19 protein-coding genes and 2 pseudogenes are annotated in these 20,009 nt (G+C 66.3%); 10 read left to right on the top strand and 11 right to left on the bottom strand.

Annotated features, from left to right (window positions below):
- Positions 1-128: 128 nt before the first annotated feature.
- Complete coding sequence (locus tag F7R02_RS03855) at positions 129-467, top strand: hypothetical protein (RefSeq protein WP_003490302.1); 339 nt, start codon at positions 129-131, stop codon at positions 465-467.
- A gap of 37 nt (positions 468-504) precedes the next feature.
- Here F7R02_RS03855 and F7R02_RS03850 read toward each other — a convergent pair whose 3' ends face one another.
- Together F7R02_RS03850 and F7R02_RS03845 are read right to left on the bottom strand one after the other, a co-directional pair.
- Entirely contained in the window at positions 505-1,416 is a 912-nt protein-coding gene (locus tag F7R02_RS03850) for a DMT family transporter (protein WP_033483825.1), read from the bottom strand.
- Positions 1,413-2,204, bottom strand: a complete 792-nt coding sequence (locus F7R02_RS03845) for a PhzF family phenazine biosynthesis protein (protein ID WP_078589478.1) — start codon at positions 2,202-2,204, stop codon at positions 1,413-1,415. The genes F7R02_RS03850 and F7R02_RS03845 overlap by 4 nt, the downstream gene beginning before the upstream one ends.
- A gap of 127 nt (positions 2,205-2,331) precedes the next feature.
- Here F7R02_RS03845 and F7R02_RS03840 point away from each other — a divergent pair, with 127 nt between their 5' ends.
- Positions 2,332-3,732, top strand: a complete 1,401-nt coding sequence (locus tag F7R02_RS03840) for an aminotransferase-like domain-containing protein (RefSeq protein ID WP_033483827.1) — start codon at positions 2,332-2,334, stop codon at positions 3,730-3,732.
- Positions 3,733-3,808: 76 nt separating this feature from the next.
- On the opposite strand, the gene F7R02_RS03835 is transcribed toward F7R02_RS03840, so the two are convergent.
- The 7 genes and pseudogenes from F7R02_RS03835 to F7R02_RS03805 all read right to left on the bottom strand — a co-directional run bounded on the left by F7R02_RS03835 (position 3,809) and on the right by F7R02_RS03805 (position 9,593).
- Positions 3,809-4,222 (bottom strand): hypothetical protein, encoded by a 414-nt coding sequence (locus F7R02_RS03835; protein WP_235857287.1) that lies wholly within the window; start codon positions 4,220-4,222, stop codon positions 3,809-3,811.
- Between the two features lie 49 nt (positions 4,223-4,271).
- A complete protein-coding gene (gene fghA / locus F7R02_RS03830) occupies positions 4,272-5,102 on the bottom strand; it encodes an S-formylglutathione hydrolase (protein ID WP_078589480.1) in 831 nt (276 codons plus the stop codon).
- A gap of 58 nt (positions 5,103-5,160) precedes the next feature.
- Positions 5,161-5,736 carry an S-(hydroxymethyl)glutathione synthase gene (gfa, locus tag F7R02_RS03825; RefSeq protein WP_078565056.1) on the bottom strand — a complete coding sequence of 192 codons (576 nt, stop codon included), beginning with the start codon at positions 5,734-5,736 and terminating at the stop codon, positions 5,161-5,163.
- A gap of 68 nt (positions 5,737-5,804) precedes the next feature.
- Positions 5,805-6,914 (bottom strand): S-(hydroxymethyl)glutathione dehydrogenase/class III alcohol dehydrogenase, encoded by a 1,110-nt coding sequence (locus F7R02_RS03820; protein ID WP_003482588.1) that lies wholly within the window; start codon positions 6,912-6,914, stop codon positions 5,805-5,807.
- A 66-nt stretch (positions 6,915-6,980) separates the two neighbouring features.
- Positions 6,981-7,256, bottom strand: coding sequence for a metal/formaldehyde-sensitive transcriptional repressor (locus F7R02_RS03815; RefSeq protein WP_005911021.1), 276 nt, complete (start codon positions 7,254-7,256; stop codon positions 6,981-6,983).
- A gap of 432 nt (positions 7,257-7,688) precedes the next feature.
- Positions 7,689-8,045, bottom strand: a pseudogene (locus F7R02_RS03810) (hypothetical protein); the annotation flags it as partial.
- Positions 8,046-8,493: 448 nt separating this feature from the next.
- Positions 8,494-9,593, bottom strand: a pseudogene (locus tag F7R02_RS03805) (glycosyltransferase).
- Between the two features lie 137 nt (positions 9,594-9,730).
- Between F7R02_RS03805 and F7R02_RS03800 the strand changes: the two are divergent.
- Complete coding sequence (locus tag F7R02_RS03800) at positions 9,731-10,450, top strand: response regulator (RefSeq protein ID WP_011050505.1); 720 nt, start codon at positions 9,731-9,733, stop codon at positions 10,448-10,450.
- On the top strand, positions 10,447-11,955 hold the full coding sequence (locus F7R02_RS03795; protein WP_029996013.1) for an ATP-binding protein: 1,509 nt from the start codon (positions 10,447-10,449) through the stop codon (positions 11,953-11,955). The genes F7R02_RS03800 and F7R02_RS03795 overlap by 4 nt, the downstream gene beginning before the upstream one ends.
- Before the next feature lie 192 nt (positions 11,956-12,147).
- On the opposite strand, the gene F7R02_RS03790 is transcribed toward F7R02_RS03795, so the two are convergent.
- Positions 12,148-13,512: a glutamate--cysteine ligase gene (locus F7R02_RS03790; RefSeq protein WP_033483832.1), complete on the bottom strand. Its 1,365-nt coding sequence runs from the start codon at positions 13,510-13,512 to the stop codon at positions 12,148-12,150.
- 286 nt (positions 13,513-13,798) lie between these two features.
- On the opposite strand from F7R02_RS03790, the gene F7R02_RS03785 reads away from it, so the two are divergent.
- Complete coding sequence (locus F7R02_RS03785) at positions 13,799-14,635, top strand: helix-turn-helix transcriptional regulator (protein ID WP_005911037.1); 837 nt, start codon at positions 13,799-13,801, stop codon at positions 14,633-14,635.
- 104 nt (positions 14,636-14,739) lie between these two features.
- Entirely contained in the window at positions 14,740-15,720 is a 981-nt protein-coding gene (locus tag F7R02_RS03780) for an MBL fold metallo-hydrolase (RefSeq protein ID WP_015472584.1), read from the top strand.
- Between the two features lie 242 nt (positions 15,721-15,962).
- Here F7R02_RS03780 and yihA read toward each other — a convergent pair whose 3' ends face one another.
- Positions 15,963-16,607, bottom strand: coding sequence for a ribosome biogenesis GTP-binding protein YihA/YsxC (gene yihA, locus F7R02_RS03775; RefSeq protein WP_003482606.1), 645 nt, complete (start codon positions 16,605-16,607; stop codon positions 15,963-15,965).
- A 143-nt stretch (positions 16,608-16,750) separates the two neighbouring features.
- On the opposite strand from yihA, the gene F7R02_RS03770 reads away from it, so the two are divergent.
- The 4 genes from F7R02_RS03770 (at position 16,751) to F7R02_RS03755 (ending at position 19,990) form a co-directional block, all read left to right on the top strand.
- On the top strand, positions 16,751-17,548 hold the full coding sequence (locus tag F7R02_RS03770) for a c-type cytochrome (RefSeq protein WP_167520958.1): 798 nt from the start codon (positions 16,751-16,753) through the stop codon (positions 17,546-17,548).
- Between the two features lie 94 nt (positions 17,549-17,642).
- A complete protein-coding gene (locus F7R02_RS03765; protein WP_003482610.1) occupies positions 17,643-18,293 on the top strand; it encodes a thiol:disulfide interchange protein DsbA/DsbL in 651 nt (216 codons plus the stop codon).
- A 91-nt stretch (positions 18,294-18,384) separates the two neighbouring features.
- Positions 18,385-19,203, top strand: a complete 819-nt coding sequence (locus tag F7R02_RS03760) for a thiol:disulfide interchange protein DsbA/DsbL (protein WP_003482613.1) — start codon at positions 18,385-18,387, stop codon at positions 19,201-19,203.
- A 49-nt stretch (positions 19,204-19,252) separates the two neighbouring features.
- A complete protein-coding gene (locus F7R02_RS03755; protein WP_078591354.1) occupies positions 19,253-19,990 on the top strand; it encodes an endonuclease/exonuclease/phosphatase family protein in 738 nt (245 codons plus the stop codon).
- Positions 19,991-20,009 lie beyond the last annotated feature (19 nt).

The following is a 20,009-nucleotide window of genomic DNA, read 5'->3' as shown; positions in this document are numbered from 1 at the left end:
GGACGGGTGCTTGGCTGTTGGCTGCTATCGCCGTCCACCTGCGCCTGTGCAGTCGCCTGTTCTCCCGTCGACGGCATGCTCACTTACGCTGCACTACCGTGCCGGCGTCATCCATCTGAGCCTTGCACATGCCTGTCAGCTATTCGATCAGCCTGCCCGATCCCAAGCTCGCCCGCGGTAGCGCGCCCTCGGTGAGCTTCACCGCCAATGGCGCCGAAGCCTTTGCCGAGCAATTGCAGGCGGCGCTGCGCGACCCGGCCTGGTTCGATCGTTGGCGCCAGCTGCAGACCGACCCGGACGAGGTGGACCCCAGCCTGGGCATTACCGACCCGGCCGCCACGGTCACCGGCAAGCAGCACGATCTGCGCATCGACCTGGTCGCCACCACCAGTCTCCCGGGCGAGCTCTTCAAGCAGCGCATGCAGGCACTGGCTGGCTCGCACTGGCAAATGCGCGACGTTCGCTGAAGCTGCATCGCCACGCGCCCTGCGTGGCAGGCCGAGGTCATGCCGTCGTCCCTGCGCGGCGTGGCCATCGCCATTTCAGATTCACCGCCAGCGTGCCGACCACGATCAGCGCCAGCCCCAGCCACTGCACCGGTACCAAGGCGTGGCCGTAGAGCAGGTAATCCAGCAGCAGCGTGACCAACGGGTACACAAACGCCAACACGGCGATCGTGGCCACGTGCAGATGGCGATACGACGAATAGAACAGCACGTACACCACGCCGCTGTGGATCACGCCCAACCCGACCAGCCAGACCCAATGCAGCCCTGGATGCAGCGCCGCACTGCTGGAGAAGCCGGCCAACAGCAGCGTGCCGACCCAGCACTGCACGGTCACGACCGCCAGCGGGCGCTCGCGGCTGATGCGACGCGACATCAGCAGCGATGCGCCGCACAGCAAGGCTGCCAGCAGGGTCAGCGCGATGCCGAGCAGATAGCCGCGATCGGCCGCCTGCCACAGCCGCGCCGGATCGGCGGAGCACGCCACCCCGACGAATGCCAGCAGCGTCCAGCCCAGATCCGCGCGCCGCGTACGCTCGCCCTGTAATACCGCCGCCAGGATGAGCATGACGAACGGGAACACGTGATAGACCATCGTCGCCACGCCGATCGACGAGCGCGCCATGCCGGCGAACAATGCCACCCAGTTGAGCACCAGCAATACACCACTGATGGTCGCATCGCGCAGCAATGCGCGCTCGTGCCACAGACCCCGCAACTGGCCGCCGAACACACCGCACACGGTGAGAAACAGCGCACCGAACAGGCAGCGATAGAACACGGCGGTGACTGGATCCTGGCGGCTTTCATGCACGAACACACCGACCGAGCCGATCAGCACTTCGGCCACCAGCAATTGCCAGACGGCACGGCGCGCTACGCCGGTAGCAACGGCGACGGCCGCGCTCACAACGCGATCGTCCCATGCAGGTACTGCACCGCGCTGCCGCGCACATAGACATGCGGCCCCTCGACCCGGCAGCCAAGCTCGCCGCCACGCGCCGAAGCTTGCAGTGCGGTCAGCTGCGCCTTGCCCAGGGTCTGCGCCCACAACGGCGCCAACGCCGCATGGATGGAGCCGGTCACCGGATCTTCGGCGCCGCCATTGGCCGGCCAGAAATAGCGCGATACGAAATCGTGGCCGCTGCCGGGCGCGGTCACCGCAACATCCCGCGGCGCCAACGCCAACATGCGCGTCAGATCCGGCACCACCTCGCGCACCTGGCGCTCGTCCGCGTACACCGCGATGTACGCCTGCCGATTGGCGTAGACCGCCTGCGGCGCGATCGACAAGGCATCGAGCAGGGCCTGCGGTACCGCTGCCACCAAGGCCGGCGCCTGGTTCGGAAAGCGCATCTCGAAGCTGCCGTCGGCAAGCCGTTCCACACCCAGTTCGCCGACCGCGGCCGCACACAAACGCAACGGGAACGGTGCGAGTTGCTGGGTGGCGATCACGAACGCGCTGGCCAGCGTCGCGTGACCGCAGAAGCCGACCTCCTTCAGCGGCGAGAACCAGCGGATCGCGAACACGCCATCGGCATCGCGTACGAAGAATGCCGTCTCCGACAGGTTGTTTTCGCTGGCGATGGCCTGCATCAGCGCATCCGGCAACCAGGCCTGCAGCGGCACCACCGCAGCCGGATTGCCCTTGAAGCGGAGCGTGGTGAACGCATCGATGACGAACACGGAAAGCGGCATGACCGGCCTCGCACACAACGGGAACGCCGACACGCGGGCCGGCACAGCAGCAGTGTGCAGCGCTGCCCCCCGACCAGTACAGATTCAGATACGCTACAAATCAACCAGTACAGATAAGGCGCCCTCAATGCTCTTGTACGAATCGCTCGCCATGCGGCTGCGCGAGCAGATCGAGCGTGGCACGTTGCGCGCCGGCGAGCGGCTGCCCTCGATCCGGCAGCTGGCCGCCAATCACGGCATCAGCGCGGCCACGGCGGTGCAGGCGTGTCTGCAACTCGAGCGCGAAGGACGCGTACAGGCGCGGCCGCGCGCGGGTTACTTCGTGCGCGCCACGGCCGTTGCATCGCCTGCCGCGCTACCTGCGCCGCGTCGACGCACGCCTGGTATGGTCGATCATCCGGCATTGCAGCGCGTGCTCGACACCGTGGCGCGCACCGACCTGTTGCCGCTGCACACCGCCACTCCTGCGCCGGCCCTGTTACCCGCCGCGCACCTGGCCGCCGCATTGTCGCGTCAGGTGCGGCGCCAGCGCACTGCCGCACTGGATTACGCGCCACCGCAAGGTCATGCCGCGCTGCGGCGGCAAATCGCACAACGCTACGCGCATTGCGCCACCAGCGTGGCTGCGGACGAAGTGGTAATCACCGCCGGCGCGATGGAGGCCATCAGCCTGGCATTGCGCACACTCACCATGCCCGGCGATGTCGTTCTGGTGGAAACTCCCACGTATCACGGCATTTTGCAGGCGATGGCCGCATTGCGTCTCAAGGTGCTGGAGGTGCCCAACCGCAGCGGCCAGGGGATCGATATCGCGCGCCTGGAGTCGCTACTGCAACGCACGAAGGTGCGCGCTGCCGTGCTGGTGCCCAATTTCAATAATCCCATTGGAAGCCTCACTCCCGACAGCGCCAAGCGCGCCCTGCTCGACAGCTGCGCGCGACATGGCACGGTGGTGATCGAAGACGACATCTACGGCGAGCTCGATTGGTCGGGCCAGCGCCCACGTCCGCTGCGCCACTTCGATACGCATGCCAACGTGATCACCTGCGGCTCGTTCTCCAAGGTGCTGGCCCCGGGCCTGCGCGTGGGCTGGTTGCTCGGAGGCGACTGGACCGACGCACTGGTGCGCGCCAAATATTTTTCCACAGTTGGCGGTGCCAGCCTGCCGCAACTGGCGCTGGCCGATTACCTGGCGCATCACGATCTGGAACGCCACCTGCGCAAGCTGCGGCGCACACTGGCCAACAACGGGCAACGCCTGCGCGATGCGATCGTGCGGTACTGGCCACACGGCACGCGCGTCGGCGACCCCGCTGGCGGATTGTCGCTCTGGCTGCAATTGCCCGCAGGCGGCAGCGGCCAGGCGTTGTTCGAAGCGGCACTGACCGAACGCATCGGCACCTCGCCCGGGCATTTGTATTCCAGCCGTGGCGACTACGCCGACCACCTGCGTCTGAGCTGCGGCCAGCCGTGGAGCGACACCCTGGAAGCGGCAATGCGCCGGCTGGGCAAACTGGCTGCACGATGACCGCGTTGAAACGCCGCCCGCGGACGTTCACAGGCATCACGCAGGTGGCTGGTTCGCACCGACACTGCGTTGTCCATCAAACTGCGTTTTCGATCAATACGCGACTGCTGCAAAGGGCCGCGCTCGGCGGACTGGCAGAATGACTGCGCTCGCCGCCAGGCGGCTGTGCCCGGCCCTCGGTGCGGCGTGCATCAAGCTTACATTCTGTCGCCCAAGCGCGGCCCATGCGGACGTAACGACGACTCGCAACGTTCTGGCAGCCGCTCCAAAACAGATCCACGTTGCAAAAACTCCTGGCATCCCAGCGCGCGCGATCGACGCTTTTGATCAGCGGCCACTGGCACGGCGTCGTTTCGCCAACCAGCACCGGCAACACAATGCCCGGCGTGATCATCGCAGCGAAACCCGGAGCCAGCAGTTCGGCGAACGCGGCGATGAGATAGCCAGGGTGCGGCAGCGTACAGGCGCAACCGATGTCTGTGTCATGCAACTCCCAGCTGCGCTGCGCGTCTTTAGGTCATGCACGCGAGCGCCTGCACTCACCCACGCAAGGCCGCAGCATGATGCGCAATGTGCTCGCCGATGAAGCTGGAAATGAAGTAGTAGCTGTGGTCATAACCGGGCTGCAGCCGCACCGTCACCGGGTAGCCCGCGACCTTGGCGGCGCCTTCAAATAGCGCGGTTTTCAGCTGGTTTTGCAGAAATTCGTCCGCATCGCCCTGATCGATCAGCAGCGGCAAACGCTCCTGAGCGTCGGCAATCAATGCGGTGGCATCGTAGGCTTTCCAGGTCGCGCGGTCGTTGCCCAGATACTGGCCAAATGCTTTCTCGCCCCACGGCACCTGGCTGGGCGCCACGATCGGCGAAAACGCCGACACGCTGCGATAGCGGCCCGGGTTCTTCAGTGCGATGGTCAAGGCGCCGTGCCCACCCATCGAATGGCCACTGATCGCACGCGCACCGGTGGTGGCGAAAGTCGCTTCGATCAACGCCGGCAATTCGTTCACCACGTAATCGTACATGCGGTAATGCGCCGCCCATGGCGCTTGCGTGGCATCAACGTAGAAGCCGGCGCCCTTGCCGATGTCGTAACCGTCCGCATCCGCCACATCCTCGCCCCGTGGGCTGGTGTCGGGCGCAATTAGGATCACGCCATGTTCGGCCGCATAGCGCTGCGCGCCGGCCTTGCTGATGAAATTCTGTTCGGTGCAGGTCAAACCGCTCAACCAGTACAGCACCGGCAACGGGCCGTCCGCGGCTTGCGGCGGCAGGTAAACGCCCACCTGCATGTTGCAGTTCAAGGTGTGCGACTGATGCCGATAGACATCCTGCCAGCCGCCGAAGCAGGCGCGGTGTTCGATACGTTCCATGAGATTCCTTACGAAGAGAAAACCCTGCAGCCGGATCGCCGGTTGCAGGGTTGGACCATCAATGCAACAGACCCTTCTTGCGTGCCACATGGGCCGACAGGGCATCCATCAACGCTGGGGAGAGGCAGTCGTAGGGCGGCAATCCCAGTTCGGTCAGACGCGCGCGTACGTCATCCATCTGCTCCGGCGGCGTGCCGGTTTCGATGATCGACGAGACGAACGCGGCAAAGCCCGGTGCCGACCAGCCCTGTTGTTTCGACAACTCGGTGTGCACAAAATCCAGACCGTAGAACGCATGGTCCTTGTTTTCGATCCGCCCATACAGGTGTACGCCGCAACCGGTGCACGCATGGCGCTGGATCGTCGCGCTTTCGTCGACGATCTTCAACTTTTCCTGGTGGGCGGTGACCTCGACGTTGTCGCGCGGAACCACCGCCACGACCGAGAACTTCGCGCCATCGGGTTTCCAGCATTTACTGCAACCGCAAGCATGGTTATGCGCGGTCTGCGCAGACACCTCGACGGTCACCTTGTCGCTGGCGCAGTGGCATTCAAGCGTGCCGCCTTGAAAATGTTCTGCACCATCTCGCGCAACACCATCATCTACCGAAGGATGAATCGACACGTTAGTCATTACGCTCCTCCCGGAGTGTCGGGTACCACGTGCGCGGAAGCGGCCGCGCGCCGCTCCTGGCCGCCTGGTCAGAAATGGATCACGGTGCGGATCGACTTGCCCTCGTGCATCAGGTGGAAGGCCTCGTTGATCTCTTCCAACGGCATGGTGTGGGTGATGAATGGGTCCAGGTCGATCTCGCCCTTCATCGACTGCTCCACCATGCCCGGCAATTGCGTACGTCCCTTGACGCCACCGAAGGCGCTGCCGCGCCATACGCGACCAGTCACCAGCTGGAAGGGACGCGTGCTGATTTCCTGGCCGGCGCCAGCCACGCCGATGATGACGCTCTCGCCCCAGCCCTTGTGGCAACACTCCAGCGCCGAACGCATCACATTGACGTTGCCGATGCATTCGAAGCTGAAGTCCACGCCGCCATCGGTCAACTCGACGATGACCTCCTGAATCGGCTTGTCGTAGTCCTTGGGGTTGATGCAGTCGGTGGCACCCATGCTGCGCGCCAGATCGAACTTGCCCGGATTGGTGTCGATGGCCAGGATGCGCCCAGCCTTGGCCTGTACCGCGCCCTGGATTACCGCAAGACCGATGCCGCCCAGGCCGAAAACGGCAACACTCTCGCCGGGCTTGACCTTGGCGGTGTTGTGCACCGCGCCGATACCGGTGGTGACGCCGCAGCCGAGCAGGCAGACCTTCTCCAGCGGTGCCTCCGGGTTAACCACGGCCAGCGAAATTTCCGGCACGACGGTGTATTCGCTGAAGGTGCTGCAGCCCATGTAGTGATAAATCGGCTCGCCGTTGTAGGAGAAGCGCGTGGTGCCGTCGGGCATCAGGCCCTTGCCCTGGGTGGCGCGTACGGCCTGGCACAGGTTGGTCTTGCCGGACAAACAGAATTTGCACTTGCGGCATTCGGCCGTGTACAGCGGGATCACGTGATCGCCGATCTTGACGCTGGTCACGCCTTCGCCGACCTGTTCGACGATGCCGCCGCCTTCATGCCCGAGCACCGACGGGAAGATGCCTTCCGGGTCGTCGCCAGACAGCGTGAAGGCATCGGTGTGGCACACACCGGTGTGGGTGATGCGGACCAGCACTTCCCCGGCTTTCGGCGGCGCGACGTCGATTTCGACGATTTCCAGCGGCTTGCCGGGCCCAAATGCGACTGCTGCACGGGATTTCATGGGATGACGCTCCTGACGATGAGGTTCGAGGACGGGGGCGCGACCAGCGCCGACCCGGTGGGAGTTTTATTTGAGGTAGGACCGGACCAGACCGAGCAGGTCCTGCACCCGCTCGGCGCGTTGCGCATCGGATGCGGCGGCGTGCCCGAAGTCTTCGCGGATATGCGCTTCAAGCACCTGCGACATCAGCCCGTTCACGGCACCCCGAATCGCGGCGATCTGCTGCAAGACCGGAGCGCAGTCTGCGCCCGCCTGCAGCGCCCGCTCCAGCGCGTCGCATTGCCCGCGCAACCGGCGCACGCGCGCCAGCGCTCGCTTTTTCTCGTGCGGCGAATGCGGCATGACGGCTCCAGCGAAATACTGGGGGGCAGTATATGGATTGTTTCGAAAAAAGCTATGCCCAGCGGCCTGCTGACGGTCGTCTTGTTGAGCGCGATCACCGCCCCTCGTTGGCAGATTGGGGGATGCGCGAGTTGCGCGCTGGCAGCACATGGGTGAAGAGGCCACCTGTAACCGCAGTGCAGCACGCACATTGCGCAGAGGTGGCGACACCTCGCACGCCGCAGACGCGCGAGATACCCAGCACAACGATGGCTGCGGGCCATGACCGCAACACCTGACCCTTCGATCATCCCTACCGTTGCCGACCGCCGATGTGGCGTCCCCGCATCAGCGCGGGGGCTGGAACGGCGGTAGCGGTAGCGGTAGCGGTAGCGGTAGCGGTAGCGGTAGCGGTGGCGGTGGCGGTGGCGGTGGCGGTGGCGGTGGCGGTAGCGGTAGCGGTGGCGGTGGCGGCGGCGGCGGCGGCGGCGGCGGCGGCGGAGCAAATCCTGCGGCATCCAGGCATTTCGCCAGTAGGTCGGGCGGCAGGTCCGGCGAAGGCGCCTGCGGGAACGGCGCTGCGATGCCTTCGGCGGTAGCGCATGCCTGCAACGCTGCGTCGAATTCGGAATCGTCTGGCGGCAGGCCAGGCGGTCCATCTGCTGCATCCGGTGCGTCGAATGCGTCGCCATCGAAGGGCGGCGGCGGCGGTGGGACGCCCCTGTGCACCAGGCAGCCGTCGACGCTTTCCCGATCTTGCCGCTCCGGCGCAGCGCGGTGCGCGAGGTCGGCAGGCGGCGTTGGGACCACATCGTGTTCCGGCGCACAAGCCGGTACCGCATCGATGTTTCTTGCATCCGGCGGCGGTGGCGGTGGCGGTGGCGGTTCACGATGCGCGTAGGGCAGAGGCGCATGATGCGCAACACCGCAGAAATTCGCACAACCTGCCAGGTTGAGCGCTGCGAGTATTGCAGTGGTAACGACAACGCGTGGTGGTGCGTGGACCATCGTGATCTCCCTGGCTGGATGGCACATCTGCGCACGGCATGCAGACGGCGGACGCGGGCTGGGCCGCGCTCGTCCGGAAAGCGTTGCAGCTGACTGTGCTGCGCATTTGCCACCGCGCGCCGCGCGCCGGCGAGGATTGGCGCTTGCCGGCATGCGCAGCGCAGATGCAAGGTGCGTGCAACGCATGCTTCGGCTGACGCGTCGGAAGATGCAGCTGGTCCGACAGGTGGCGACGCAGATGCTGTCGCTGTCAGTTTTCGACGGCAGCCGGCGCCGCGGCGACCGCAGCGTCCACTGCATGCTCCGGTAGCGAGGCCAGCACCGCAGCGCGAAAGCGCGCGGCAAATGCCGCATCGTTGCCTTGGTAGAACGCGCGCGCGTTGGCCGACAACTGGTCCAGTTGGGCCTGTGGCAATGCCAGGGCGGTTTCCACTGCCTGTGCGATGCCTGCCGCGTCCACGTAGTAATACGATGCCAGACGGCGCTGACGCACCTCGGCCACCGGAATCAGCACCCCGTGTTCGGGCCTGATCAATTCATTCATCGGCTCGCCGTCGGTCGCCAGCGTCACCGCGCCCACGCTTAGCGCTTCCATCAGGTAGTGCCCGAACCCTTCGGCCTCTGAGGGGCATAGATGGAACAGATGCGCGTTCTGCATGCGGCGCAGTTCGGCATCGTCCAGATACCCCACGCGGTGGTCGATGTTCGGGGCCACGACCGGTTTGCCGGCGGTGCGCGGGTCTGCACCACCGTCAGCAGCGGCCACTCCGGATGCCGCTGCCAGGTGTCCAGCAAGACGCGCGTGCCCTTGGCGGTACTGCGCCCGGCCAGGTGGAAGAAAGCGCGCTGACGAAACACGCGTGCGTCGTACCGATCCGGGCTGGTGAAGCCAATGAAGCGTGTGGCGCACCCGAGGCTGCGGAAGATTCGCTCGGCATGGTGGGTCTTGCACAGCACCGCATCGAAGCGCGGCAGCAATGGCAGCCGCTTGGGCAGCAGCCACTCCGGGTTGGGCACCAGCAGGTTGATCTGCCCCAGCGGCAGGCAGCGCTTGTACACGCGCTCTGAAAAGATCTGCAGCGGCACCCGCCCGAACAGCATGCGGCTGGCCCACAGGCGCGCCTCGCGCCCAGTGTCGTGCAGGCGCTGACTGGTGAATCCCACTTCCTGCACCGGCACGCCGCCAGCGCGCAGCGTGTTGGCCATCAGCACCATGTCGCGGGTCAGCCCCACGCCGTTGTCGCGACTGATCACCCGCATCATTGGAAATGCCTTGTCATGCACGCACGCGCCAGTACAACCGCATAGTGTCGATGCCGTGGCTTCCTGCGCGATGTCTTGGTCTGTCATGGTGCGTTACACGTGTGCCAATGGTTGACAAATTCGATCATTATGATGCGTGCTCCAGCCCTGCAATTGCGAGCACCATGTATCCGGCAGCCACCACCTTGCGCGGGCCAAGCGCCGCGCCACAGACGATGATCCCTATGGACCTGCAACAACCCTGCGTTCTCGTGGTCGACGACGACCCGGACCTGCGCAAGCTGATCGGCGAATTTCTGAGCGCCCACGGCTACCAGGTGGATATGGCCGAAAACGTGGCGGAGATGCGCTCTGTCATGGCGCAGCGCCGCCCGGACCTCATCGTACTCGACGTGATGATGCCGGGAGAAGATGGGCTGAGTGCAGCGCGCGCCCTGGCCAGCGAGCGCGGTTCACCTGCGGTCATCATGCTCAGCGCGCTGGGTAACGACACCGACCGCATCATCGGGCTGGAAGTCGGCGCCGACGATTACCTCGCCAAGCCCTGCAATCCGCGCGAATTGCTGGCGCGTGTGCGCGCCCTGCTGCGGCGCAGCCAGGCCAGCAACGAACAGGCCGACCAGCGCGGAAACGTCTACGAATTCGCCGGCTGGCGGCTGGACGTGGTACGCCGCGACCTGCGCGACCCTACCGGCATCTTCATCAATCTGTCCGACGGCGAGTTCGCGCTGCTGCGCACCTTCGTCGAACACCCGCAGCGCGTGCTCAGCCGCGACCAGTTACTGGACTACGCCCGTGGCCGCGACACCGACGTCTACGACCGCGCCATCGACAGCCAGATCAGCCGCCTGCGCCGCAAAATCAATGAGCGCGTCCATACCGAATTGATTCGCACCGTACGCAACGAGGGCTACATGCTGCTGCCGAGCGTCTCGCGCCTGTGAGCAAACCGGCACGGCGCGGGCTGTCGATCTTTGCGCGGACCTTTGTATTGCTGGCGGTGGCCCTGCTCACCGCCCAGGCGGTGGGCATCGCCCTGCTGGTGATGCGTACCCCCGTCTACGAGCCTCCCGTCCATCCGCCGGAAGTGGTGGCGCTGCTCTCCACCCGCATGCCGGCCGGGACCCAGACCCTGAAAGTGCATGAATCGGCGCAAGCCCCGGTGCCGCCGACAGGCCAGGTGCGCGACCCCTTCGCCGAAATGCTGCTTGCGCACTGGCTGGATGTGCCCGAACGCCAGGTGCGGTTCTATCGCAACGCCAATGATCGTGAAGGCCCGCAGCCAGGCATGCTGCCGCCGCAGCGTTGGTCCAACCGGGACCACGCCGGCGACGGCGGTGGCGGTGGCGGGGCGCACGAACGCCTGGGCACGCAACCTCTGCCGCCGTTTCCGGACGACTGGCCGCGCGACAGCCACCCCGCTGCGCTGTCCGGCGACGGGCTGCGGCCGGACGAGCTACCCGGCGCATGGGAAAGCGAGCGCCTGACCCCGGGCGTACCGCTGCTGGACGGGTTCACCGCCGCCCTGCAACAACCCGATGGCCGTTGGCGTACGGTGGAATCGCCGCGTCGACGCCTCTCGGGCGAGTTCAAGACGCATGTCGTGCTGCTGTTCCTGGCCGGCCTGCTGGCCAACGTGCCGCTGGCATGGTGGTTTTCGCGCGCGCTGTCGGCACCGATCAAGCGCTTTGCCGAGGCTGCCGACCGCCTGGGCCGTAATCCTGATGCCGCGGCCCTGCAACGCAGCGGCCCGCCGGAAATCGTGCGCGCGGCCGATTCGTTCAACGCGATGCAGGCGCGCCTGAACCGCCTGATCAACGAACGCACGCACATGGTCGCAGCGATCGCGCACGACTTGCGCACGCCGCTGGCGCGGCTGTCGTTTCGTCTGGATGGCCTGCAACCACCGCTGCGCGACAAGGCGCTGGCCGATATCAACGAGATGAAGGCGATGATTTCCGCAGCGCTGGACTTCATCCAGAACGACCGTCATCGCGGCGAACGCGCGCCGCTGGATCTGCGCTTGCTGGTGGAGAGCGTGGTCGACAACGCCACCGATATCGGCGCCGACGCCGAGCTGCTGCCCGGCCCGGAAATTACCCTGGACGGCGACCCGCTGGCATTGCGCCGCGCCGTCATGAATCTGCTCGAAAACGCGTTGAAATACGGCAAGCGCGCCCGTCTGCAACTGCAGCGCGACGGCGAGGACGGCGTGTTGTGGATCGACGACGACGGCCCCGGCATCGATCCCACCCAGCGCGAACAATTGTTGCTGCCGTTCGTGCGTGGCGAGTCCTCGCGCAATCGCGACACCGGCGGCATCGGGCTGGGCTTGTCGGTGGCGCACAGCATCGTGCTGGCGCACGGCGGCGACCTACGTCTGGACAATCGGCCGCATGGCGGATTGCGCGTGACCGTACGACTGCCCTGCATGCCGGAGCGACGCTGACCTGAGATGGAGTGCGGCCTGCCGGGCCGCGCAAGCGGCAGCTGTGCTGATACGACCCGACACAGCTGTTCCGGCACTAGCCTTGCGCGTGGGGCTACATCGGCTGACGCGGCGACACCGGCGCCGCCAGCCATCACCGACGCCCACCGGATCGCCAGCGCCAACACGCGCTGGCAACCGGCCAAGGCGCGCTCAGTAAGCGAAGTCGCGGAACACGCGGTCGATATCGCCGTTCCATGCGCCGTGATACAGCGCCAGCTTGCGTTCGGCAGCGGTGACGCCGCTTTCGGCGATCTCGGCGATCACATCCAGAAAGCCGGTTTCGTCCTGCCCGTCGCGATTCAGGCGTGCGCGGCGACGCAGGCCTTCGCGCGCGATGTTGACCGCCTCCACTGCCAGATCGCGCGCGGTGCCATTGCGGAACGGCAGGCCCAGCGCATGCTTGGGCACGCCGTCGCGCAGCGCGTGCCGCTCGGTCGGGCTGAAATCCTTGACCAGGTCCCAGGCCGCATCCAGCGCGGTCTGGTCGTACAGCAGGCCGACCCAGAACGCCGACAACGCGCACAACCGATCCCAGGGGCCGGCATCGGCACCGCGCATTTCCAGATACTTCTTCAAACGCACTTCCGGAAATGCGGTGGTCATGTGGTCGGACCAATCGCGCAATGTCGGCAACGCGCCCGGCAGCGCAGGCAGCTTGCCCTGCATGAAATCGCGGAAGCTCTGCCCGCTGGCATCGTGATACACGCCATCGCGGTAGGAAAAATACATCGGCACATCGAGCAGGTAATCGACGTAGCGGTCGTAGCCGAAGCCGTCTTCGAACACGAAATCCAGCATGCCGGTGCGATCGCCGTCGGTGTCGGTCCAGATGTGCGAGCGGTAGCTGAGATAGCCGTTCGGCTTGCCGTCGGTGAACGGCGAATCGGCGAACAACGCGGTGGCGATCGGCTGCAACGCCAGCGACACGCGGAACTTCTTCACCATGTCCGCTTCGGTGGCGTAATCCAGGTTGACCTGCACCGTGCAGGTGCGCGTCATCATGTCCAGGCCGAGCGAGCCGACCTTGGGCATGTAGTTCTTCATGATCTGGTAGCGGCCCTTGGGCATCCACGGCATCTGGTCGCGACGCCACTTGGGCTGGAAGCCCATGCCCAGAAAGCCCAGCTGCAATTCGCCGGCGACCTGCGCCACTTCGTCCAGATGGGTACCGGTTTCCACGCACGTATGGTGCAGGGTTTCCACCGCCGCGCCGGAGAGCTCCAGCTGTCCGGCCGGCTCCAGCGTGACCGATGCGCCGTCGCGCAGCAGCGCGATGGTGCGGCCGTTTTCCTGGACCGGCTCCCAGCCGAAACGGGTCAGACCGGTCAGCAAGGCCTCGATACCGCGTGCACCGTCGAAAGTAGGCGCACGCAGGTCATCCAACTGGAAGCCGAACTTCTCGTGCTCGGTGCCGATCCGCCAGTCCGCACTCGGCTTCTCGCCGGAAGCCAGCACCTGGGCCAGCTCCGCACGTTCGGTGATCGGCGTTTCGGCAACGTGGCTAGGACTCGACAAGGGCAGGCTCGCAAACGAAAGGGGGGGGGACGATGTGGGGATACTCCCCTGCCACCGCAAGGCCCGCACTATAACCGCAGGGCATGGAAAGAATTGCCGCCATCGGCCACGTCTGAGATTTCCATCCATGCGCACTGGGTCGCCGACGCCGCAGCAGGCACGGGCGCGACCGCACCGCCCGATGTCGGGCGTCGCCTCGGGCTGCAGCACGCAGGCATCCACCGGGAGGAGATGCACCAGGTTCGCCCCCGGCCGCGCACCCGCAATCCTGTAGCATCGCCCAGCCATGACCGCTGCACCCACACCCACCGACACCCTGCTCGCGCAGATGACCAGCCTGATGCACTGCGAGCGCGCAGAAGGCTTCGCCTGCGTGAGCGCGCGGCGCGAACATGGGGCCCGTTCGGTGGATCTGATCCAGCCGCAGTTCGCGATTCTGCTGCAAGGCCGCCAGCAGGTGAGCAGCGCGACGCAATCGCTGCAGCTGCTGCCGGGCGATCTGTTTCTGGCGACGCGCCGTTGCCGGATCGATGTGATCAATACGCCCGACCCGCAGACCGGGCTCTACATGAGCGCGGTGGTCCCTCTCTGCGAAGAGGCGCTGGCCGCTGCGCGCGCCTTATGGACCGAGCCGCTGCCTGAGGCCGGCGCCGACATTGCACGGTTGCCGGCGATCGATTTCGAGTTGGCGCTGCGGCAATGGCGCGATGCGCTGCAACACGGTCTGTACACCGAAGCACGCCTGGCGTTGGCCGCATTGGTCGTCAATGTCTGTCGTCGCGGCCACGGTGGCCTGCTGCTGCCGCCGGCACCAGGCATCGCCGAGCAGGTACGCGCGCTGATCGCCGCGCAACCGCAGCGAGGGTGGCGCTCGCGCGATATCGAAGACCGCCTGGGCATCAGTGGCGCCACCTTGCGCCGCCATCTGGCCGCCGAACAACGCTCGCTGCGCGAACTGATCACCGACGCGCGACTGGCGCACGCGATGGGCCTGCTCTACAGCACGCGCTGGCCGCTCAAGACCGTGGCCGCGCGTGCCGGTTATCGCTCTACCCGCAGCTTCAGTCAGCGGTTTCAGCAGCGTTACGGACTGGATCCTGCCAGCATCGGCAATAGCCGCTAGATCGCCGGAGCGAGCGCTTCGCGCAGCACAATGAGCGAAGCGCGCAACTCGCTGGCGCCAACATGGCGACATCGCGGCGGTTGCCGCCTGCTCTGGAGTTGCTCATGTCCGTTTCCGCCCTGCGTGGGCTGGCGCCGCTGGTACTCGCCGTCAGCGCCACGCTCGCACACGCCGCTGCGCCCACCTCCCCCCACGCACAGGTTCCCGGCTTTTACCTGCAGCGTATCGGCAGCCTACGCGTGGCCGCCTTGTTCGACGGTCGCGTGGCATTGACGCGGCAAGAGCTGACGAATGTGGACCCGGCCGAGCGCGACCGTCTGCTCGCGCACGCTTACGTACCCGAAGACGAGAACGGCGTGCAGACTGCCGTCAACGCATACCTGATCCAGGATGGCAGCCACCTCAGCCTGGTCGACACCGGCACCGCGCAGTGCATGGGGCCCGGCCTGGGTCAGGTGCTGAGTCACTTGCGCGCGGCCGGTTACGACCCTGCCCAGGTCGACGATGTGTTGCTGACCCATGCGCATCCGGATCACCTGTGCGGCCTGCTCGATGCGCACGGCGCACCGGCGTTTCCCAACGCCACGGTGTGGCTGTCCGACGCCGATGCCGCGTACTGGCTGGATCCCGCTTCGGAGGCCGATGCCATGCCGATGGTGCGGTTCGCCTTCCCGTTGGCGCGTGCCGCGGTGGCGCCTTATCTGGCCCAGGGTCGGCTGCGCCGTTTCCAGCCCGGCAAGACCGCCTTGCCGGCCGGCATCACGGCTTTGGACAGCCGGGGTCACACGCCCGGCCACGTGTCCTATCGCTTCGACGGCGGCGCCGGCAACACACTGCTGGTGTGGGGCGATGTCCTGCACTATCACGCCGTGCAGTTCGCCCAGCCGGACGCGTCGTTTGAGGCCGACAGCGATCGCACCCAGGCCATCGCCTCACGCCGTCGCCTGCTGGTGCAGGCAGCCGACGGCCGCTGGTGGGTGGCCGGCGCGCACCTGCCATTCCCCGGTCTGGGTCATGTGCGCCGCGAGGGCAACGCGTTCGCCTGGGTGCCGACCGAATTCGGCCCGGTGCCGGCGACGCCTTGAAGGAGGTCGCCAGCGCAGATCGCATCGCCGCCTGATGCGCTGCGACAACCGGCGCGCAGACCGCGCCGGCACGAGGATCGAGCCGGTTCAGCGCATGAGAACCTGGCCGGCGACCGGTCGCAAGACGAACCAGTCGCGGCAGCCCGCTCCCTAGGCGCAACCCGGCCCCTGTGCCCACCGATGCCGCATCTGAAAACGACGAGCCCTGGCTCGCCGTCCTGAACTGCCCGCCGGGACGGGCGTCATGGCGCCTGGCCCGGTTCACCCTCCGCTGCAGGCGGTGCACCATCCAGGCCCAGCCAGCCACCGACGATCCCGCGCAGTTCGTCCACGCCCTGGCGCGATTCGCCGGAGTAGGTCTGCACGGTCACGCTGTCGCCGAAGCGCGAGGTCACTTCTTTCTTGACCTTCTGCAGGGTCTGCATCTGCTGGCCACGGCCGAGCTTGTCGGCCTTGGTCAGCAAGCCGTGCGCGGGGAGGCCGCGCTCGGCGGCGTAACCGAGCATCTGCAGGTCGTAATCCTTCAGTGGGTGGCGGATATCCATCACCACCACCAGCCCGCGCAAGGCCTCGCGGGTGCGGAAATAGCGGTCGATGAAGGCCTGCCAGTGCGCCTGCAGGTCCTGCGGCACCTTGGCGTAGCCATAGCCGGGCAGGTCCACCAGGTAGCGCTCGGGCTGGATCTGGAAGAACACCAGCTGCTGGGTGCGGCCGGGCGTCTTGGACACGCGCGCCAGCGCGTTCTGGCGGGTCAGCGCATTGAGCGCGCTGGATTTTCCGGCGTTGGAGCGGCCGGCAAAGGCCACCTCGTAGCCGCCATCGTCGGGCAATTGCCGGGCGTTGTGGGCGGACAGGTGGTAGCGGGCTTGTTCGATAAGGAGCGACATCCCCTTAGGATCGCACGTTCGGGCCTGGTCGTTTTGCTGCACTGTTCGTTGACCCTGGCGCAAAGGCGTGTCGATAATCGAAGCACGCCTGCCACTGCCAGTACCCAACGCGCGCGGGCCGGGTCCATACGGAGCTTTAGCTGATGCGCCATGCTCGTGTGCTAGTCCTCGCCGCCCTCGCCGTCCCGGTCATTGCGGCCGTGGCGTTTGCGCAATCGGCAGTCACGCCGATCCCCGATCCGCCGCCGGTGCGCGTTGCGCCGCTGGAGGTGGACCTGGCCAAGACCACCTGGGGAGATGCCAAGGCCGGCCAGACCAAGGCGGCTGCCTGCGCAGCCTGCCATGGGCCGGACGGCAATCCGGCAGTGGCGATGTACCCGCGCATTGCCGGGCAAACCGAGCGCTACGTCGCGCATCAGGTGGCGCTGATTGCCAGCGGCGAGCGTAATACCGGCATGTCGGCGGTGATGGTGCCCTTCGTCAAGGACCTCACCGCCCAGGACATGCGCGATCTGGGCGCCTATTTCGCCACCCAGAAGGCCTCTGCCGGTGTCGCCGACGACGCGGCGATCGCCGAGGGCCCCTACCAGGGCATGAAGTTCTACGAGGTCGGCGAAAAGCTCTACCGCGGCGGCGACATCGCCCGCGGTGTGCCGGCCTGCATGGCCTGCCATGGGCCGTCCGGCAGCGGCAATCCGGGCCCGGCCTATCCGCGCCTGGGCGGACAGCACGCCGAGTACGTGGCGCGGCGCCTGAAGGAATACCAGGCCGGCACCACCCAGGAGCGCAATCCAGCGCTGTTCAATATCATGGCGCAGGTGGCGCATCCGCTGACCGAGCAGGAGATCCAGGCGCTGGCCAGCTACCTGCAAGGCCTGCATGGTCGTGCCGACGACGCGGCAGCGGCGCAGCCGCCTGCAGGAGCGCCCGCACGTTCGTGAGCTGATCCCTGCCGTCGCCACACCGCTTCACGACGCCGGTCCCGCGACCGGCGTCGTCGTTTACCGCTCGCCCCTCGCCCCCCACGGAGCCCGCATGAAATTGCTTTCCCGTCTGCCCCTGCTGTTGTTGTTGCTGTTGCCGCTGGTGGCCTGCGCCGCCGACAAGAACGCCGCGCCGGTCGAAGGCGAGGACTACACCCTGATCGACGGCGGCCAGCCGTACGCCCCGCTTGCCGGCAAGGTCGAAGTGACCGAAGTCTTCGGCTACACCTGTCCGCACTGCGCGCATTTCGAACCGGTGCTGGAAGCCTGGGTGGCCAAGCAGCCGGCGTATGTGCGCTTCACCCCGGTGCCGGCGGCCTTTGGTGGCTTCTGGGACGCGTTCGCACGCGCCTACTTCGCTGCCGACATCCTGGGCGTGGCCAAGCGCAGTCACCGCGCCATGTTCGACGCCATCCATGAAAAGCAGACCGTGCCCACCCAGAACGTGGCGCCGGAAGAACTGGCCGCGTTCTACGCCAGTTACGGCATCCCGCAGCAGCGCTTCATCGAGACCTACAAGAGCGAGGCGGTGGATGCCAAGCTCAAGGCCGCGCGCGAGTTCGCGCTGCGCAGCAAGATCCCCGGCACACCGGCCATCATCGTCAACGGCCGCTACCTGATCGGCGCACGCAATTACCCGGACATGCTGCGCATTGCCGACTACCTGATCGCCCGCGAGCACGCCGCGCCGGCCAAGCGCTGAACCGCATAACCGCCAGCGACGGCCGCGCGTGGCATCATGCGCCCCGCGGCCGTCCGGCCCTTTTCTCGCCCCACGCTGGAGATCCAATCCGATGAAGACCCGCTTCGCCCTGACGCTGATGGCGCTGTTGCCGATCCTGGTCGCCTGCAAGGCGCAGGACGGTTCGTCCGACACCGCACCTGCCGCCACCACCCCAGCTGCCGAAACGGCGCCCGCCCCTCCTGCTGCCGCTACCCCGGCCGCAGACCCCGCCGCTCCGCCTGCAGTCGGCGAAAGCGCCACCACTCCGCCGCCCGCCGCCCCCAGCGCTGCCCCGCGCGCACCGAATGGCCCCGAGCCGGTCGCCGGCACCGATTATCTGGACATCGACGGTGGCCAGCCCTATCAGCAGGCCGCCGGCAAGATCGAAGTGGCCGAAGTCTTCGGCTATGTCTGCCCTGCCTGCAACGCGTTCCAGCCGCTGATCGGGCCATGGAAGGCGGGTCTGCCATCGGACGTGCATTTCGTCTATGTGCCGGCCATGTTCGGCGGCCCGTGGGATGACTACGGCCGCGCCTTCTATGCTGCCGAGACGCTGGGCGTGCAGGAAAAGACCCACGAAGCCTTGTACAAGGCCATCCACGTCGACCAGACCCTCAAGGGCGAGCGCGGCAAGGATTCGGTGCAGGACATCGCCGCGTTCTACGCCAAGTACGGCGTGGACCAGAAGACCTTCATCGACACCATGAGCAGCTTCGGCGTCTCGGCCAAGACCAACCGCGCCAAGCAGTTCGCCACCCGCAGCAAGATCACCGGCACCCCGTCGCTGATCGTCAACGGCAAGTATCTGGTCAAGGGCCAGAGCTTCCCGGACATGCTGCGCATTGCCGATCACCTGATCGCGCGCGAACGCGCCACGCTGGCCAAGTGAGTCGCGCGAACGCAACGTCGTGAACGCTTCGGACTCGCGCACCCTGCGGGTGCTGACCGCCAATATCCAGGCTGGCTCCAGCACCCGCCGTTACAGCGACTATGTGACGCGTAGCTGGTCGCACGCGTTGCCGCTGGGCAGCAAGCGCACCAGCCTGGACAGCATCGCCAAGCTGGTGGGCGAACGCGACATCGTCGGCCTGCAGGAGGCCGACCCCGGCAGCCTGCGCTCGGGTTTCACCAACCAGACCCACTATCTGGCCGAGCGCGCCGGTTTCGATTACTGGAGCCACCAACCCAACCGTCGCATGGGTGGGGTGGCCTCCAGCGCCAACGGTTTGCTGAGCAAGCTCGAACCGGTGGAAGTGCAGGACCATGCCCTGCCCGGCCGCATCGGCGGACGCGGCATCCTGCTGGCGAAATTCGGTGAGGGCCGCGATGGCCTGGCCGTGGCGGTGGCGCATCTGTCGCTGGGCGCCAATTCGCGCATGGCGCAGCTGGCCTTCATCGCCGAACTGTTGTCCGACCATCCCAACGCCATGTTGATGGGCGATTTCAATTGCATGGCTGATCGACCGGAGATGCAGTCGCTCTATCGCCATACCCGTCTGCAACCGCCGAGCTGCGACGTGCACACCTTTCCCAGCTGGCGTCCAGACCGGGCGATCGACCACATCCTGGTCAGCGACAGCCTGGTGATCGAACATACCGAAGCGATTCCGGCCGCGTTTTCAGATCATCTGGCAGTGGGGATGGATATCCACGTACCAAAGCAATTGCTGCGTTAAGAGCAGCCAACAGAACTCC

This window comes from Xanthomonas cissicola (assembly GCF_008801575.1).
Classification (GTDB): domain Bacteria; phylum Pseudomonadota; class Gammaproteobacteria; order Xanthomonadales; family Xanthomonadaceae; genus Xanthomonas; species Xanthomonas cissicola.
The sequence above is the reverse complement of the archived record's forward strand: the minus strand, read 5'-3'. Positions and strand labels throughout refer to the sequence as shown.

Bases quoted from the DNA above. Each gene is read 5' to 3' on its own strand.
- F7R02_RS03855 (WP_003490302.1), top strand. From the start codon at position 129: ATGCCTGTCAGCTATTCGATCAGCCTGCCCGATCCCAAGCTCGCCCGC.
- F7R02_RS03845 (WP_078589478.1), bottom strand. From the start codon at position 2,204: ATGCCGCTTTCCGTGTTCGTCATCGATGCGTTCACCACGCTCCGCTTC.
- F7R02_RS03840 (WP_033483827.1), top strand. From the start codon at position 2,332: ATGCTCTTGTACGAATCGCTCGCCATGCGGCTGCGCGAGCAGATCGAG.
- fghA (WP_078589480.1), bottom strand. From the start codon at position 5,102: ATGGAACGTATCGAACACCGCGCCTGCTTCGGCGGCTGGCAGGATGTC.
- gfa (WP_078565056.1), bottom strand. From the start codon at position 5,736: ATGACTAACGTGTCGATTCATCCTTCGGTAGATGATGGTGTTGCGCGA.
- F7R02_RS03820 (WP_003482588.1), bottom strand. From the start codon at position 6,914: ATGAAATCCCGTGCAGCAGTCGCATTTGGGCCCGGCAAGCCGCTGGAA.
- F7R02_RS03815 (WP_005911021.1), bottom strand. From the start codon at position 7,256: ATGCCGCATTCGCCGCACGAGAAAAAGCGAGCGCTGGCGCGCGTGCGC.
- F7R02_RS03800 (WP_011050505.1), top strand. From the start codon at position 9,731: ATGGACCTGCAACAACCCTGCGTTCTCGTGGTCGACGACGACCCGGAC.
- F7R02_RS03785 (WP_005911037.1), top strand. From the start codon at position 13,799: ATGACCGCTGCACCCACACCCACCGACACCCTGCTCGCGCAGATGACC.
- F7R02_RS03780 (WP_015472584.1), top strand. From the start codon at position 14,740: ATGTCCGTTTCCGCCCTGCGTGGGCTGGCGCCGCTGGTACTCGCCGTC.
- yihA (WP_003482606.1), bottom strand. From the start codon at position 16,607: ATGTCGCTCCTTATCGAACAAGCCCGCTACCACCTGTCCGCCCACAAC.
- F7R02_RS03770 (WP_167520958.1), top strand. From the start codon at position 16,751: ATGCGCCATGCTCGTGTGCTAGTCCTCGCCGCCCTCGCCGTCCCGGTC.
- F7R02_RS03765 (WP_003482610.1), top strand. From the start codon at position 17,643: ATGAAATTGCTTTCCCGTCTGCCCCTGCTGTTGTTGTTGCTGTTGCCG.
- F7R02_RS03760 (WP_003482613.1), top strand. From the start codon at position 18,385: ATGAAGACCCGCTTCGCCCTGACGCTGATGGCGCTGTTGCCGATCCTG.